General features: G+C 36.3%; 15 protein-coding genes and 2 pseudogenes (1 of these 17 only partly in view). 5 read left to right on the top strand and 12 right to left on the bottom strand.

Annotation, left to right across the window (positions count from 1 at the left end; genetic code table 11):
* Positions 1-956, top strand: a pseudogene (locus DJ93_RS16505) (efflux RND transporter permease subunit); its annotated part reaches 672 nt to the left of the window's first position; the annotation flags it as partial.
* Here the strand turns inward: DJ93_RS16505 and DJ93_RS16500 are convergent.
* The 4 genes and pseudogenes from DJ93_RS16500 to DJ93_RS16485 all read right to left on the bottom strand — a co-directional run.
* Positions 932-1,216 (bottom strand): annotated as a pseudogene (locus DJ93_RS16500) (P-loop nucleotide/nucleoside kinase family protein); the annotation flags it as partial. The pseudogenes DJ93_RS16505 and DJ93_RS16500 overlap by 25 nt on opposite strands.
* Before the next feature lie 122 nt (positions 1,217-1,338).
* On the bottom strand, positions 1,339-2,259 hold the full coding sequence (gene pstA / locus DJ93_RS16495) for a phosphate ABC transporter permease PstA (protein ID WP_042982002.1): 921 nt from the start codon (positions 2,257-2,259) through the stop codon (positions 1,339-1,341).
* Between the two features lie 2 nt (positions 2,260-2,261).
* Positions 2,262-3,152 (bottom strand): phosphate ABC transporter permease subunit PstC, encoded by an 891-nt coding sequence (pstC, locus tag DJ93_RS16490; protein ID WP_042981999.1) that lies wholly within the window; start codon positions 3,150-3,152, stop codon positions 2,262-2,264.
* Between the two features lie 71 nt (positions 3,153-3,223).
* Complete coding sequence (locus DJ93_RS16485) at positions 3,224-4,126, bottom strand: phosphate ABC transporter substrate-binding protein PstS family protein (RefSeq protein ID WP_042981998.1); 903 nt, start codon at positions 4,124-4,126, stop codon at positions 3,224-3,226.
* 512 nt (positions 4,127-4,638) lie between these two features.
* On the opposite strand from DJ93_RS16485, the gene DJ93_RS16480 reads away from it, so the two are divergent.
* From DJ93_RS16480 to DJ93_RS16470, 3 genes are read left to right on the top strand one after another with little or no spacing between them, the layout of a single operon-like run.
* Positions 4,639-4,887 carry a FeoA family protein gene (locus DJ93_RS16480; protein WP_042981997.1) on the top strand — a complete coding sequence of 83 codons (249 nt, stop codon included), beginning with the start codon at positions 4,639-4,641 and terminating at the stop codon, positions 4,885-4,887.
* A 6-nt stretch (positions 4,888-4,893) separates the two neighbouring features.
* Positions 4,894-5,616, top strand: a complete 723-nt coding sequence (locus DJ93_RS16475) for a FeoB small GTPase domain-containing protein (RefSeq protein WP_042981996.1) — start codon at positions 4,894-4,896, stop codon at positions 5,614-5,616.
* Positions 5,594-6,997: a nucleoside recognition domain-containing protein gene (locus tag DJ93_RS16470; protein WP_042981995.1), complete on the top strand. Its 1,404-nt coding sequence runs from the start codon at positions 5,594-5,596 to the stop codon at positions 6,995-6,997. Before DJ93_RS16475 ends, DJ93_RS16470 begins: the two co-directional genes overlap by 23 nt.
* Before the next feature lie 70 nt (positions 6,998-7,067).
* Here DJ93_RS16470 and DJ93_RS33215 read toward each other — a convergent pair whose 3' ends face one another.
* The 8 genes from DJ93_RS33215 to DJ93_RS16435 form a co-directional block, all read right to left on the bottom strand.
* Positions 7,068-7,205 (bottom strand): hypothetical protein, encoded by a 138-nt coding sequence (locus DJ93_RS33215; protein WP_080743499.1) that lies wholly within the window; start codon positions 7,203-7,205, stop codon positions 7,068-7,070.
* Positions 7,206-7,217: 12 nt separating this feature from the next.
* The gene (locus tag DJ93_RS16465; protein WP_042981994.1) at positions 7,218-8,384 is read right to left on the bottom strand and encodes a Ger(x)C family spore germination protein; all 1,167 of its coding nucleotides are present in this window, start codon (positions 8,382-8,384) and stop codon (positions 7,218-7,220) included.
* Positions 8,368-9,489 carry an endospore germination permease gene (locus DJ93_RS16460; protein WP_042981993.1) on the bottom strand — a complete coding sequence of 374 codons (1,122 nt, stop codon included), beginning with the start codon at positions 9,487-9,489 and terminating at the stop codon, positions 8,368-8,370. Before DJ93_RS16460 ends, DJ93_RS16465 begins: the two co-directional genes overlap by 17 nt.
* On the bottom strand, positions 9,490-10,968 hold the full coding sequence (locus DJ93_RS16455) for a spore germination protein (protein WP_117287967.1): 1,479 nt from the start codon (positions 10,966-10,968) through the stop codon (positions 9,490-9,492). It lies immediately after the preceding gene.
* A 100-nt stretch (positions 10,969-11,068) separates the two neighbouring features.
* Entirely contained in the window at positions 11,069-12,541 is a 1,473-nt protein-coding gene (locus tag DJ93_RS16450; protein ID WP_042981991.1) for a sodium:solute symporter family protein, read from the bottom strand.
* Positions 12,538-12,735: a DUF3311 domain-containing protein gene (locus DJ93_RS16445; RefSeq protein ID WP_042981988.1), complete on the bottom strand. Its 198-nt coding sequence runs from the start codon at positions 12,733-12,735 to the stop codon at positions 12,538-12,540. The genes DJ93_RS16450 and DJ93_RS16445 overlap by 4 nt, the downstream gene beginning before the upstream one ends.
* A gap of 1 nt (position 12,736) precedes the next feature.
* The gene (locus DJ93_RS16440) at positions 12,737-13,912 is read right to left on the bottom strand and encodes an amidohydrolase (protein ID WP_042981987.1); all 1,176 of its coding nucleotides are present in this window, start codon (positions 13,910-13,912) and stop codon (positions 12,737-12,739) included.
* 148 nt (positions 13,913-14,060) lie between these two features.
* A complete protein-coding gene (locus DJ93_RS16435; protein ID WP_042984222.1) occupies positions 14,061-14,771 on the bottom strand; it encodes a C39 family peptidase in 711 nt (236 codons plus the stop codon).
* Between the two features lie 396 nt (positions 14,772-15,167).
* Here DJ93_RS16435 and DJ93_RS16430 point away from each other — a divergent pair, with 396 nt between their 5' ends.
* Positions 15,168-16,574 (top strand): amino acid permease, encoded by a 1,407-nt coding sequence (locus DJ93_RS16430; RefSeq protein WP_042981986.1) that lies wholly within the window; start codon positions 15,168-15,170, stop codon positions 16,572-16,574.
* Positions 16,575-16,691: the final 117 nt, after the last annotated feature.

The raw sequence follows: 16,691 nt of genomic DNA, 5'->3' as shown, positions 1-16,691 counted from the left end.
GAAATATAAAAAGTGTAGATGAAATTTAAAATATAGTCCTAACTCCTCAAGTCAAATTACAAGATATAGCGCAAGTAGAAACAAAATAACATTCCGACACCGTGTCACATATAAATGGGGAAGAGGGTACTGGATTAGTCATTATGAAAGAACCAAGTAAAAACGCGGTTGCAATCGGAAGAGAAATCGATAAGAAAATTAAACAGATGAGCAAAGAATATAAAGACACTTTCACAATTAAGTTACTATCCTCCACTCACGAGCAAGTCGAAAATGCTGTTATAAGCATGGGGAAAGAAGTAATTTTAGGGGCAATCGCTGCGACATTTATCATTTTAATCTTTTTACGTAGCGTTCGAACAACGCTTATCGCTGTTGTTAGTATTCCGTTGTCCATTTTACTAACTCTATTTTTACTCGATCAATCTAATGTTACCTTAAACATTTTAACTCTCGGAGGATTAGCTGTTGCTGTCGGGCGACTCGTTGACGATAGCATCGTTGTCATCGAAAACATTTTCCGACGTTTACAAAAGGAACACTTTTCAAAAGACATCATTTTAGACGCTACAAAAGAGGTTTCCATTGCAATTACCTCTTCTACATTAACAACAGTGGCTGTCTTTTTACCTATCGGTCTTGTATCGGGTACAATCGGTAAACTGATGTTACCTATGGTCTTAGCCGTTGTATATTCTATACTTTCTTCACTAGTGGTCGCACTAACCGTTGTTCCACTTATGGCATTTTTATTATTGAAGAAGACAAAGCATCGTAAATAGCAACCTTCAAAAACATATACCGCTACTTTAAAGTGGGCACTTTCACATAAATTTATTATTTTGTTCTCTTCTTTCTTATTATTCGCCGGATCAATCGCCGCTTACATATTATTACCAAAAGCAAATATAAAATCAGAAGACGATACAATGCTTTCTATTAAGATGACTTTTCCAACCATTCCATCATAAAGGCACGGACTATCTAATATAACACTATGCCCTTGTTCCAAATAACTATCTATTAATGCCCATTCAATATCGTACGAAACACCACAAACAGTTGTTGATTCAATCCCTTTCACCGCTAATGATTTTAATAGTACCGACTTCACGATATCATGATCTACAATAACCGCACCTGTTAACTTAGCAATATACTTAGAAACTGTCGATTTACCCGCCCCAGGAAACCCTGACATTTGCAGAAAAAACACATTTTCTCCCCTCTTCATCCTAACATTCAGATACTCAACAAATCTCCTTTCAATTCCTACTAACATCGAAATGGCCGTAAAAAAACTCCCTGTTTTATAAACAGAGAGTTTTTATCTTCAATTTATGCCGCTTTTACCTTCTTCGTCGTTTTACGACTTTTTTTCGTTCCTGTAAAACGCTTATGCAGTACAGATGCTACAAAACGAGAAATGATATTAAAGAGCAATACCATAATGATTAGTACAGCTGCAGATTTCGTTGCAATTAACTTCGCATCTGGAATAATCCCTTCAGAATTCAATTTCCAAATGTGAACGGCTAGCGTTTCGGCTGGTCTGAATGGATTTAATGGATGAGCCGGACTTGAAAAATCTGCTGCAGAATTTAAAATCGGTGATGTTAAACCTGCCGTGTAAATTAATGCCGCAGCTTCACCAAATATACGTCCTGCCGCTAAAATAATACCTGTAATAATTTGTGGTAATGACGACGGGATAATAATACGGACAATTGTTTGCCATTTCGTTGCCCCTAATCCCAGACTCGCCTCTTTTACATTATGAGGAACTTCAGAAATTGCATTTTCACAAACACGTGTTAAACCAGGTAAGTTCAAAATAGTTAAAGCAAGAGCCCCACCCATTACTGTGTATCCCCAGCCTGTCATTGTAACAAATACTAGCAAACCAAATAGTCCAACAACAATAGAAGGTAAAGACGCCATTGTCTCAATACATAAGCGAACAAAACTTAAAAAACGACCTTGTTTTGCATACTCCGCTAAATATATTCCAGCCCCTAATCCAAGAGGAATTGATATAATAAGCGTTATAACAAGCATGTAGAAGGAATTGAATAACTGCGGACCAATCCCACCGCCAGCTCTTGTATTACTTGGTTCTCCGAATAAGAAACTAGGATCCCAAAATCCCCATCCCTTTTGTAAAATTTCGTACACTAAGAAAAAAAGCAAAGCTACAACTAAAGCTGCAACCGCATAAAAGATACCTGTCCAAACTTTATTTACCGTTCTTGCATTCATTATTATCGCTCACCTCTTTGACCAATCGCTCGAATTACTAAAATAAACAGGAATGAAATAACAAGTAAAATCATCGCTAAAGTCCATAGTGCATTGTTCCAAGCAGTTCCATTCAATGTATTCGTCATATCCATTGTCAGAATACCCGTTAGCGTTGCTGTTGGACTATATATTCCTTCCGGTAATTTAATCGTGTTCCCGATTACCATTTGAACTGCCAATGCTTCACCAAAAGCACGCGCTAACCCTAAAACAATCCCTGTTAAAATCCCTTGTTTTGCGGCAGGAACAATAACTCGGCTAATCGCTTGCCATTTCGTCGATCCTAGACCATAAGAAGCTTCCAAGTAATCAAACGGAACAGAGCGTATTGCATCAGAGGCGATACTAGCAATAGTAGGTAAAATCATAATACTTAGTACAATAATACCCGCAATTAAACTAAAGCCCACTCCCCCAAACGAATCACGTAATAGAGGAACTAAGATCGTAACCCCTAATAATCCGTATACAACTGACGGAATACCAACTAATAATTCTAAAACAGGCTTTAATACTTTATTCCCAAACTTCGGCGAAATTAAATTCATAAATATTGCAAGAGCTATAGCAATTGGTGCACTAATAACAACAGCACCTAACGAAACAAGCGTCGAACCTACAATAAAGATTACAGCACCATAGGTTCCTTCGTCAGCATTCGGACTCCATTTTGTCGATGTTAACATCTCAGAAAATGAGATACCACTTTGCGTAAAAGATTGAATTCCTTTTCCACAAATAAAAGCAATAATAGCTAACGTAACAAAAACAATAAAAATACCGCAAAACGTAACGAGTGATCTTCCTATATATTCACTCTTTACGTAATTAATTTGTTTTTTCCCCTTCATCACAGGACAGACCCCACTTCATAGATTGAAATGAACAGGACTGGCCTTGCAGCCAGCCCCATAAAATTTTATTACTTATTTAATTTAGACATTGGGATGTAGCCCATATCTTCTACTTGTTTTTCAAAGTCTTTACCTTTTACATAATCAATGTAAGCTTTTGTCGCTTCTTTCGCCTCTCCTTTAGTTACCATGTACTCATAAGACCAGAATGGGTATTTACCAGAAGAGATGTTTTCAACTTTCGGTTCTGCACCGTCAATTTTTACAGTTTGTAATGCACCTTTTTTATCGCCAACCATGTAAGACATTGCTAAATAGCTGATCGAACCTGGAGTAGAGTTAATCGCTTGCTCTACCGCACCGTTAGAATCTTGTGTTGTACCAGTTCCATCATTAATTTTCGCGTCTTTCATAATCGTTTTTTCAAATGTAGCACGTGTACCAGATGAAGCCGGACGGTTAATTACGTTAATTTTTTCATCTTTTCCGCCCAAATCTTTCCAGTTCGTTACTTTTCCAGTGAAGATATCTTGTACTTGTTGTACTGTTAAATTATCAACTTTTACATCTTTATTTACGACAAGTGCGAACGCAATACCCGCCACCTTGTTATCTACTAATTCTTTTGCTTTTTCAGCATCTTTTATTTTATCTGCAGCCGGAACATCCGAGTTACCAATTTGCACTGCACCAGAAGCTACTTGGTTAATCCCTGTTCCACTACCGCCACCTTGAACTTGAATAGAAACTTTAGAGTTTTTCTCCATGAATTGCTTTCCAGCTTCCTCCGCAAGAGGTTGAAGAGCTGTAGAGCCAGCTGCTGCAATCGTACCTGATAATTCTTGTTTCGCATTATCGCTTCCTTTAGCAGTTTCCTTATTATCCGTACTTTCTGCTTTTCCACATCCAACTAATGCTCCTGCAACAACTAAAGCTGCTAAAGAAAATTTAATACCCTTTTTCATAACCATGTCTTGTACCCCCATTTGGATTATCGCTTTTCACATTCATTTACTTCTTTCGAACACAAATTCATTGTAGGACAATAATATTGTGTTAGTGTTAAGCAATTTTTAAGTTTAAGTAAATAGAGGTAACAGTCATCAAAAGCTAGACATTCCAACCTTTTTCGTAAAAAAAACCAACAAAATCCACATCGAACAAGCATTATTGTAAATTTTATCTTAACAATGTAAATTAAGTGTAAATAGTTCCCTCTGTTTTACCCTCTTTCTTAAAACTACGTTAACAAACTCACTGCATTTTTAAATTTTGAAACTCCTACTTTATTTACATTAAGAAAAATTTCAGTAATATCTTTTAGTACAACTAAATAAATTGGAACAATTCTAAAAATAAATGAATATTTTTAAAGTACTAATTGACACCATCATCCAATGTAGTCTACTATGTTAATAACAAAAAGTTTCCCTAAGGAAACTTTTTAAACTAAAACTAAAAATATAGAGAAGAGGTAACTTTTATGGTATCGGCTAATACCAAACCCCTTTCTGAATTTAAAACAGGGGAGTTTGTACAAATCGAGAAGATACAATTAGAAGGAACTATGAAAAGACGTTTACTAGATTTAGGTTTTATTCCTGGGGCTACAATTAAAGTGTTGCAACGAAGTCCACTTGGAGATCCAATTGCATATCAAGTCAGCAACACAACTATTGCACTCCGTAGTGAAGAAAGCTCCCTTATTTTTGGGGTATTAATTAGGAGATGATTCGAAATGAGTAACCATCGCATCGCGTTAGCTGGTAACCCGAATACTGGGAAAAGTACATTATTTAATACATTAACAGGATTAAAACAACATACAGGAAACTGGACGGGAAAAACTGTATTAAAAGCAGAAGGCGAATATGAACATAACGGAAATATATATACCATAATAGATTTACCCGGAACATATTCACTGTATTCAAACTCTGCTGATGAAGAAGTAGCAAGAGATTATATTATGTTCGAAAAACCAGAAGTAACTGTAGTCGTTATAGATGCCACTGCAATGGAAAGAAATTTAAACTTAGCACTACAAGTTATGGAAATGACTAATGATGTTATCGTATGCATCAACTTAATAGATGAAGCAGAAAAAAAAGGAATCCTTATTGATGAAAAGAAATTAGCAAAATCACTCGGTGTACCTGTCGTCAAAATTTCGGCGCGAAATCGAGTTGGTATCGGTCATTTGCTAAATATCATTGCTAAAGTAGCTAATAAGAAACTCATCCCTACCCCCATTAAAATTACTTACAATGAAAAGATTGAAAATATGATTCAAGAATTAGAACCACAAATTTACAAAGTATTCGGGGATACGTATCCAGCACGTTGGGTTGCATTACGTATATTAGATGGAGATAAAAACTTCCTAGCTACACTTCAAAAACACCATAAGGAGCCACTTGTAAGGGAGGTCATAATAAATGAAATCTCACTCAGCCAGTAAGGCGCTGCCATTAGATTATATTATTCAACACGCTCAAACACTTACAAAGGAAGAAGACATACGAGATGATATTGTCGGAGATATTTATCGAACTTCTGCGAGCATATGTAAGGCAGCCGTTCAATATACAAATACCGATAAACTGTATCGGTCTGAGAAACTAGATAAAATTTTCACTTCTCCTATTTGGGGATTTCCAATCATGCTCGGTATTTTATCTATTATTTTTTATCTTACAATCGCAGGAGCTAATGTACCATCTGACATGATAGCTGATTTCTTCGGCTGGGCAGAAGGACATTTAACTTCTTGGTTCCAAGCAATGCATGCACCAGAATGGGTACACGGTATTTTAATACTCGGTTTATTCCGCGGTACTGGAGCCGTTATTAGTGTTATGTTACCACCTATGGCTATTTTCTTCCCTATGTTTGCTTTATTAGAAAACTACGGGTACTTACCACGTGTTGCTTTTAACATGGATCGTTTATTCAAACGTTCTGGGGCACACGGAAAACAATCTTTAACGATGGCAATGGGATTTGGCTGTAACGCTGCTGCTATTATGTCGACACGTATTATCGAATCACCGCGTGAGCGTATGCTCGCAATTTTAACAAACAACTTCGTCCCATGTAACGGACGCTGGCCTACATTAATATTAATGGCTTCATTATTTATGGCCGCTGGGTATACAGGTAGTATGCAAACACTTGTTACAGCAGGTGTCGTAGTAGGGATGGTTGTAATTGGTGTTATTGTAACTTTAACCGTTTCTTGGGTTTTATCAAAAACTGCCCTAAAAGGCGTTCCAACTCACTATACGTTAGAGTTACCACCCTACCGTAAGCCAAAAATTTGGAATACAATTGTGCGTTCAACGCTCGATAAATCAATATATGTTTTAAAGCGAGCTGTAATTGTAGCTGCACCTGCCGCTGTCTTAACTTGGATACTCGCTAATATTTTCGTCGGTGACACAAGCTTACTTATGTATTTTGTAAACTTCTTAGACCCATTCGCTAAAATGCTAGGTCTTGACGGTTTCATTCTAGCAGCGTTTATTCTTGGGTTACCAGCTAACGAAATTGTTATTCCGATTTTATTAATGTCTTATTTATCAACTGGTGCTTTAACTGAAATAGATGATTTTAATCAAATTAAAAACTTATTTTTAGAAAATGGTTGGACTTGGTTAACTGCGTTAAACACAATGTTGTTCTCACTTCTTCATTTCCCATGCGGAACAACACTGGTTAACATATATAAAGAAACAAAAAGTACAAAATGGACATTCTTATCGTTTGCAATCCCTACCGTTATCGCCATTATTGTTACATTCCTCTCCACACAATTGGTACATTGGTTAGGGCTTGTATAAAGACAAAGCATACATAGAAGGTATCCCCCTTCAGACTATGCTTTGTTCATCCGAAAAGGAAATCTGAAATTTATTCAGGTTTCCTTTTTTGCGCATTTCCTTTCCATGGTTGTGCCCCATATGTTGTAATTTTTTTATGAATATAATATACTGCTCCTGGCAAAACTGCCATTAGTATTGTGCAACTAATCCCTAACCCAGTAAACACCATGCATCCCCCTTACTTCACTCGCTTCGGTAATGCCGAACCAGAATGTTCAATTATCGGATGAACATGAACATTAATTTCAACATCGCTAAAATAATTTTCGCCTTGATCCCAATTCTTGCTTACCTTTTTCCATTCTTTATAATTATGGCGTTTATACACTTCTCCCAATCCCAATACGTCTACCTTATATTTTTTTTGCACAAGCTTTACCGATTTTTGAATACGTCTTTCCATCTCTTCCGAAATATCTTTCACTATTTTTTTTTCATTCATAACTTGATTTTGATTACTAAAATGCAATTCAGCTATCGTTCCCTCTAATGATAAATGAATATTAAATTTCGGTTTAGTAGTATTTGCAGTATTTACTTTAATTTTGCGACGCAACTTATGAATTTCATATGTAACCAGCTGATTTTTCTTTCGAATTGTAAAAAAACCTCCAATTTTTTTACCTATCAAATAATTAAAACCTAATGTTTGTTCCCCACTTAAACTCCCTACACACTTATTGTCCTTCCCGCGAAATAAAGCCGCTCCTTCCATCTGTACCCCTTGTTTCGTCAATCCTAGAACAGGTAAGGCAAAACTTTGCTTTCCAACCATTTTTTCTTGCACATCTCCAATTCGTGTCGCTTCAATCATTTGTGCATTTTTCGGTGGATGGTCAGCTAACATATCAATATATTTTGCTGGTAAATTTTCAGGTTTCGCACTTTGTTTCAAAATAGCTTCCGCGTTTTTCTTTGAAACGAACAAGCGAATATTCCTTCGCATTTCATGATCACGAATATAAACATCTAATGTGTTTTGTAAAACATACGGTTTTGCAAGCAACTCCTCTGAAAACACCAATACTTGTATATGCGGAAAAAAAAGTGTCCGGCTAATTTTTTTTGCTATAATCCGAATCTGTTCAAAAACACTATCAGCTTTTGCACTAATATTAATGTAATTTTCACCATCCCCATCACCCTGTCCACCCTGTGGAGTTAGCTTACTAGGTAGCACCATTTGGTACGTTCCCTTCATAATCGGATTTGACTGTTTTTCCTTTACAATATCATATGCAGCTCCTACGACAAATCCTCGTTCCTCAATCTCTTCTAGTTCAGAACATGCACTCATAAAACAAAGTAAACTAATAACGGACATCATCTTAAGAAGAGGTTTCACTTTGACCACCTCTTCTTTTTATTTTATATACAATAAAAACTAATAAAGGTGCCAAAACTATACATCCCATATCAACCCATGCTAAATAGGTTCCGTAATTCGACAATGCATCCAAATTCCCTGGTACCATGTTGACCATAAAAATGATGGGAGCACTTACGAAAATAAAAATATGCTTCTTTACTTTCGGAAACATCGCACAAAACAATAAAGCGGCCACATCATAATACATAGCCGTAGTGTTATAAATAGTAATGATCCAAGTTGTAAAAAAGATTGCATCAAATCTTTCTAAAAAGCCTCCTCCAATTTCAATTTCCTTCCCTAATTCAATTGTCGGATATGTTAAACCTTTTGTTGTCATATATGTAAACACACTTATACATGTAATGTAGATTAAAATATAAGACATCACTGTCAACATTACCGCTTTCGCAACTGCCATTGGTGCTTTTTTTTCTGTTCGATTTAACATCACAGCATAAAACAACGCAACTTCAAAACCAATAAATGTAAAAATAGAATTTTTAAGCCCCTTAGCATACTGACTTACGTCCGTTTGGAAAGCAGGTAAAAGACTATCTATCTCCATTAAATTTACATTTAATAAGGACAATAGTAAGATTGCTACTACTACGATAGGTAAAAATAATACATTTAACCTTAACAAAGCTGCTCTAGATCCATTTACTCCATAAATGACAACTAATAGGAAAAAAAAAGACAACAATTGCACAGGTGTATCACTAAACAAGTACGTCTGTGCAATAATTGAAATTGTTCTAGCTTCATACGCTGTCAAAGCTGCAAAAGTTAATACTAAAATGATACTAAAAGTATAAGCCACAGGTTTCGTTAAGTGTGTGCTTGTGTATTGTACAAAATTTTGTTTCGGAAACAAAATAGCAACTCGTGTCACACCCCATCCTAAACATGCGCATATCAATCCACTAACCAACAATATCACCCAACCATCCGAGAACAACGTCTCAGTAGCAATCACTCGTGGCATTGACAATGCACCAGTACCAATAATTGTCGATGTTACCGCAAAACCAAGTTCCCGAGATCCAATTTCTTCATCTCCGTATTCAAATGGTTTCAATTATTTTCGCTCCTTTGGACGTAATGTAGGATCTTTTGTTTGTAAATATTCTGGTCTTTCTTTCAACATTGATTTCGGCAAACGAATAAACTCTTCTTTCCAGTCTTTATAAAACGCTGGCGCTATAGGAGTCGTATACGGCACCCCAACACTCTTCAAGTTCGTAATATGAACCGCGAGCGCAATAAGAGCTAAAATAATCCCATATAAGCCAAAAGCAGTCGCAGCTAATACAAAGACAAAAAGCAAAATTCGAAACGTAATCGTAATGCTATATACAGGAAGTGAAAATGTAGCGATTGCTGTAACAGCAATAATAATAACTAAAAACGGATTTACAATCCCTGCATTTACAGCTGCCTCTCCAATTACAAGACCACCTACAATTCCAATTGTTTGCCCCATCGGTTTCGGAAGTCTAATACCAGCTTCCCGAATTAATTCCATCGTTAATGCCATCATGAATGTCTCTATATAAGCCGGAAATGGTACCCCTTCTCTCGCTCCCGCAATAGAATAAGCTAACTTAGAAGGAATAAGCCCTTGATGGTACGACACAAGCGCTACATACATAGCCGGGAGTAAAACAGCCATAAGACCAGATCCCATACGTAAAATTCTTAATAATGTCCCAATTCCCCAGCGTTCATAATGATCTTCTACAGATTGAAAGATATCAACAAATACTAGTGGCGCGATAAGAGCAAATGGTGAGCCATCTACTAAAATGGTCGCCTTTCCTTTCGCCAATGAAGCCACTATATTATCCGGCCTTTCTGTATTCAAAAATTGCGGAAATGGTGATAAATTATTATCTTGAATCAATTGCTCAATTGTTCCTGTTTCAAAAATAACGTCTGTCACTATTGATTGAAGTCGTCGATCTAGTTCTTCTACAATGTAAGGGTTAATAATATCTTCTATATAGACTAAAGTTACCTCTTTTTGTGATCGCTTCCCCATAATATAGGATTTGAACCTTAACTTTGGATCACGTAAACCACGGCGAATTAACATCTTGTTTACGTTGATATCTTCATTCAACCCAACTCTTGGTCCACGTATTAAATCTTCTGTTACTGGTGGTTCTAAACTTCTTTTTTCCCACGCTCTACTATTAATAACAATCGCTAAAGGAATATCATCAATGCATACAATTGTATCCCCTGCTAAAATCGAATTAATTACATTCGGAAATGTTTTCTCAATATTTACTTCTGCAATAGAAATAAAACGATCCAGCAGAGTTTGAATTGTTGCCGATTGCTGTGGTAATTCTTCATATTGAAGCGGCCGAATAATATACTTAAAAATATTATCTTTATCTGTTAACCCACATAAAAAAATGACAGCACAGCGTGTAGAACTACCAGCAAGCGTAAATTCTCTAATCGTTAAATCATTAGGAGAATCTAATTCTTCCTTGATTTCCTTTATAATTTTAAATAAGTTGGCCTCTAACTTTAACAAACTCCCCACCTAACTTCCTTTTCAACAAGTTTTTAGTTAGATTCCGCTAATACAGGCAAATATATACAAAAAGAGCTATCTCTTTTCAAAGATAGCTCTGACGTATGGATTACTTTTCTACTATTATATGGTCTGTTTTTATGGATACACTTCTCGTCAAACCACTAACTATAAACATCACAACAACATTAATCAACAATGCTACAATACCTACATTTAAATCTTTTATATACTGTGGAAAATTCGGAAACATAGTAGCTATTGTAGAGTTAGACAAGGTAATATACGCCACAACTAACAGTCCAACACCCATCCCAGCAATTGCTCCTTGCTTTGTGACAATTTGACGAGGAAATAGACTACATACAAGCGCTGGAAAGAGCTGTGTTACAATACTATACCCCATTAACAGGAGAGCACCAATTGTCTCTCCTCCTTTAAATGTAAATAACACCGCAACAAGCGTCACTACAGGCACAAATAACTTAGCTATTGGCGCAACTTGTCTATCTGAGACAGATGGTGCAAGCGTTTGATATATATTTTTTGCAAGTAAAGTAGATGCTGCCATAACTAGCATAGATCCTGGTACTAACGCTGTTAACACCCCCGCACTACCAATAATCCCAATAAACCACGGATCAAAGGTTTGAAGAGCGAGGCGGAATAAAGAAAGATCTGCATCTGCCCCTTTTAATCCTGGAACTTGTAAGATGGCAGCAAATCCTGCAAAAAACACAAAAAGTAAAACTAAAGAGTAGAGCGGCATGATCGCCGCATTCTTCCGAAATACTTTTTCACTCTTAGCTGAAAAAGCTGAAGCAAATGTATGAGGCCACATATAAAACCCAAGAGCCGTTAATATAATGGTAGAAACAAACCAAGAAATACTCATTCCTTGCCCCGGCAAAGATAAAAATCCTGGCTTTGCTGCTTCCACAGCTTCAAACATCGGCTGCATTCCTCCGTAATAATGATACGGTAAATATATCCCTAAAAACATAACGATAACTAGTATCATAATATCCTTCAAAGCGGCCGTCCAAGCTGAACCATGTATACCAGAAACCATTACGTATATCGTAATAATAATTGCACCGATCCATACAGCAACTACCGGCGATACTTTCCCATAAGAAACTTCGGAAACAATAATTCCCAATCCTTTTAACTGCAAAACAAGATATGGAATGATAGAAACAACACCAATAATTGAAACAATGATTCCTAATGCCTTACTATTATATTTTTTCGTAAAGAAATCCGGTTGTGAAACAAGACTATGTTCTTTTGCATATTTCCAAACGGGTGGCAATAAAAAATATGATAAAATATAAGCCAATGCACCGTATCCTAAAATGTAAAAAGTAGGGGCTCCTTTACTATACGCCCAACCACTTCCACCTAAAAATGTGAATGTTGTATAAATTTCACCAGCCATCAGAAGAAAGACGAAAATCGTTCCAAACCCTCTCCCCCCAACTGACCATTGTTCTAAATTCATATCCTTTCCATGTTGTGCACGAATCCCTAAAAACAGTGCAAAAAATAAAAATACGATAATGATAAGTAACGCTGTCATTTTGCATCCCCCTTATTAGCAGGATCAAACAAGTACACAAATCCCATACAAAGAGAGGTAATTAATACCGATAATAAAACCCAAAACAGTAAAAAGGGCATTCCCAATACGTAAGGAGTAACTGAATTCGTAAATATTGGTCCAACTACTAAACAAAGAACTGGAATAAGTGCTAGCATATGTATTTTCTTCATCTCATTCTCCTTCATTCATAAAATTCATCACGGATGAAACAAAAATCTCTACTCCAATCGGCAATGCATCTTCATCGATTGTAAAACGAGGATGATGATGTGGATATATAATCCCCTTCTCTTCATTTCTAGCTCCAATAAAAAAGAATGTTCCCGGTGCTTCTTGTAAAAACGCTGAAAAATCTTCTCCAGCCATCGTTGGTTGCAAGCGAACTACCCGTTCTCTTCCATAAAGTTGCAACGCTGTATTTTCAATGAGCTTCGTAACTTGATCATCATTCACAACTGGGCGATATCCGTATTCATATGAAAATGTATAGTTCGCACCATACGATTCTGTAATATGTTTAACCAACCGTTCAATTTTTGCAGCGGTTTCTCCCCGCAACTCATGTCTTAAACTCCTTACAGTTCCTTCTATTTCCGCTTGTTCTGGAATTACATTATGAGTTGTCCCAGCATGGAATTGTGTAACCGATAAAACGAGGGAGTCTAACGGATTCGTAAGACGAGATACAATTTGTTGAAGTTGCGAGACTACTTGTGTACCGATTGCAATACTATCGATCGTCTCGTGCGGAATCCCTGCATGCCCGCCTTTTCCTTCGATTATAATTTTAAAAACATCTGGTGCAGCCATCGCGGGACCATAAATAACACCAATCTTTCCGACTTCTAATGATGCCCAAAGATGCGCTCCAATAATACAGTCGACACCCTCCATCACTCCTGCCGACACCATCTCCTGTGCACCACCCGGAAAATTTTCTTCAGCATGTTGAAATAGAAAACGAATTTCTCCTTTAATTTTATCTCTACACTCTACCAATTTATGTACCGTACCAAGTAGTATAGCAATGTGGCCATCATGCCCACACGCATGCATTACACCTGGATAAATAGAATTAAATTCAAATTGATTTTCTTCATGTATTGGGAGAGCATCCATATCTGCACGAACAGCAATCGTTTTACCAGGCTGTTTTCCAATCAACTTTGCCATTACGCTATATTTAGTCGGCCTTGAAACTTCTAAATGAGGGATTTTTCGAAGCATATCGAATATAAATTGAGATGTTTTTTCCTCTTGAAATGACAACTCTGGGTACTTATGGAAATATCTTCTCCACTCAACTAACTGATTTTTTGACAGAATAAGTTCCTTCGCAACATCCATTTCTCTTCTCTCCTTCTTCACCAAGTTAAATGTTATTATAACGTGAATTCACAATTATTTAAACAATATTCCGAATATTCAATCCATACAAAATTACATACATATCACAAAAACAAAAACATCATCCTAATTGGATGATGTTTTATTTTTATAAAATAGTAATCGCTTGTTTACCCATTTGATCCCACGCTGTTTCGAATTGAGTACGAGGAACAGCTTTACGTGGATTATTTGCAAGTGGATCATTGACATACACAAAGTTCTGATCATATCCAATTACTACTGCACTATGTTCATAATATGTAATTTTCACTTCCCCAGAACTCGTATTCCATGTTTCGAAGTTATCTTCATCCAGTGGCTTAAATGTCGTATTAGCAATTACCCATACAGGTGATCCGGAACTAATCACTTTATATAAATCTTCCACATCTCTACCTGTTAAATTCATTACTTTTTCAGGAACATATTTTTCAGCCAATTTAAAAATCGGTTGATGATATACACCGTATCCTGGCTCTGATTTCGTATAAATATTTCCTACAAACCCTTCATACGGATTTCCGCGCAAACCTTTTTCTTCAAATGGAACACGATGAATTTCACTAGCAAGTTGCATTTTATCTACTTGTACGCCATTATGCTGCAATAGCATTGCTAAACTTGTCACTTCGCATCCTCTCGGTAATTCCGGCAATTGCTTTATAAATGGAACATTCTCAACCATAGCTGTTTCCTTCATCTCATATAAAAAATCTAATCGTAACTCTTGCACCTTTTGCATAATTTTGTTCTTACCTATTAAAAAGACAGCAAAAAGTATGATGCCGACAATAAACATATATTTAAGTTTTTTCATCACAAACCAAACTCCATTACATCATTATTTTGTTCATTATGTAAACACAACTCTTATTATTGTACCTCTCTTCTTACTAGTTTACTAGAAAGATTCTATGAATTATTATCATTTAGTATGTTTTAAAATTCTAATTTTTTGCAATAAAAAGAAAAACAAATATACTTATTCAGAATATTTTGTTAGAATTAAAAATGTTTACATGGTGAAGGAATTATAATTCCTTCACCATGTAAACAAACATTCTAGAGGGCTTAATCATGGTTAACTTTTCTTTTACATACTCCATTTTCTCATAACAAAATAAATCGAGTATGCTTTTTATCCCCCACTAACCATTAAAACTCCAGAATGAATACGAGCCAGTACATACAAAAAATACGGGGTGAGGGGTACATGAATCAAAAAACAGAACAAACAGGTTTAAAACGGACAATGAAAAGCAGACACCTGTTCATGATTGCACTTGGGGGCGTCATTGGAACAGGATTATTTATGGGATCAGGGCAAATCGTTCATAACGCAGGACCAGGAGGAGCTATCCTTGCATTTTTAGTCGGTGGTTTCGTTATGTACTTAACAATGTTATGTCTCGGTGAATTATCCGTCGCTATGCCAGAAGCAGGCTCATTTCAAAGTTATGCAAGTAAATTTATTTCACCTGGTTTTGGATTTGTCGTTGGTTGGATGTATTGGCTAAATTGGGCTGTTACAGTAGGAGTAGAACTAACAACAGTTAGTATTTTAATGAAGCGCTGGTTCCCAGACGTTTCCTCATGGATTTGGTGCGTTACATTTGCGGCAGCACTCTTTTTTGTAAACGCTTTATCAGCGAAAGCATATGCGGAAGCTGAATTTTGGTTCGCTAGCGTAAAAGTTGCAACGATTGTTATCTTTATTATACTTGGGGGCGCTGTTATGTTCGGCTTCTTAGATTTTAATGGAAAGCCAGCACCAATGCTTCACAATTTCACTGAGAATGGTGGTTTATTCCCAAACGGTGCACTAGCAGTTCTGCTTACAATGATTACAGTTAATTACTCATTCCAAGGAACAGAACTAATCGGAATTGCTTCAGGAGAAAGTGAAAATCCTGAAAAAACAATTCCAAAAGCAATAAAAAATACAATTTGGCGTACGTTATTCTTTTTCGTCTTAGCAATCTCAGTCGTTGTGGGACTACTCCCATGGCAAGAAGCTAACCTTGTAGAAAGTCCATTTGTACTTGTATTTGATGTAGTCGGTATTCCATATGCAGCAGATATTATGAACTTTGTTATTATTACAGCTGTATTATCCGTAGCAAATTCTGGATTATATGCAAATTCACGTATGCTTTGGGCAATGGCTCAACAAGGCATGGCAAGTCCAGCATTTACTAAACTAACGAAAAAAGGTGTACCACTCAATGCTTTAATTTTCAGCCTTATCTTTGCAAGCCTTTCTTTATTAACAAGTGTCTTTGCAGCAGATACTGTCTTTTTAATATTAACATCAATCGCAGCGATGGCGGCTGTTGTCGTTTGGATGTCGATCGCAGCTTCACAGTTTTTCTTTCGAAGAACTTTCATAAAAAACGGTGGCAATATAAATGATTTGAAATATCGTACACCACTGTATCCAATCGTTCCAATTGTGGCTTTCTCTTTAAATTTCATTACATTTGTTAGTTTGGCGTTTATTCCTGATCAAAGAATCGCCCTTTACTGCGGGATTCCATTTATGATCATTTGCTACATTTTATACCAAGTGAAATATAAAAAAGTTGTCACATTTGAACAGCAACCAAATATGACCCGATAAATAAACTAAATATATAAAATATTCAGCTATCTTTCTTATGATAAGATAGTTTTTTTCTATTTATTGGATATGTTGGTATAACTTTATTTATCTTAAAATTTTCACAATCACGTTTTC

Origin of the sequence: Bacillus clarus (assembly GCF_000746925.1) — a bacterium.
Taxonomy (GTDB): domain Bacteria; phylum Bacillota; class Bacilli; order Bacillales; family Bacillaceae_G; genus Bacillus_A; species Bacillus_A clarus.
Note: the sequence above shows the minus strand (reverse complement) of the source record. Positions and strands in the feature narration are given on the sequence as shown.

Coding starts and splice junctions, on each gene's coding strand:
- DJ93_RS16440 (WP_042981987.1), bottom strand. CDS start 13,912: ATGGATGTTGCGAAGGAACTTATTCTGTCAAAAAATCAGTTAGTTGAG.
- pstA (WP_042982002.1), bottom strand. CDS start 2,259: ATGAATGCAAGAACGGTAAATAAAGTTTGGACAGGTATCTTTTATGCG.
- pstC (WP_042981999.1), bottom strand. CDS start 3,152: ATGAAGGGGAAAAAACAAATTAATTACGTAAAGAGTGAATATATAGGA.
- DJ93_RS16475 (WP_042981996.1), top strand. CDS start 4,894: ATGAGTAACCATCGCATCGCGTTAGCTGGTAACCCGAATACTGGGAAA.
- DJ93_RS16450 (WP_042981991.1), bottom strand. CDS start 12,541: ATGACAGCGTTACTTATCATTATCGTATTTTTATTTTTTGCACTGTTT.
- DJ93_RS16470 (WP_042981995.1), top strand. CDS start 5,594: ATGAAATCTCACTCAGCCAGTAAGGCGCTGCCATTAGATTATATTATT.
- DJ93_RS16485 (WP_042981998.1), bottom strand. CDS start 4,126: ATGGTTATGAAAAAGGGTATTAAATTTTCTTTAGCAGCTTTAGTTGTT.
- DJ93_RS16445 (WP_042981988.1), bottom strand. CDS start 12,735: ATGAAGAAAATACATATGCTAGCACTTATTCCAGTTCTTTGTTTAGTA.
- DJ93_RS16480 (WP_042981997.1), top strand. CDS start 4,639: ATGGTATCGGCTAATACCAAACCCCTTTCTGAATTTAAAACAGGGGAG.
- DJ93_RS16435 (WP_042984222.1), bottom strand. CDS start 14,771: ATGAAAAAACTTAAATATATGTTTATTGTCGGCATCATACTTTTTGCT.
- DJ93_RS16430 (WP_042981986.1), top strand. CDS start 15,168: ATGAATCAAAAAACAGAACAAACAGGTTTAAAACGGACAATGAAAAGC.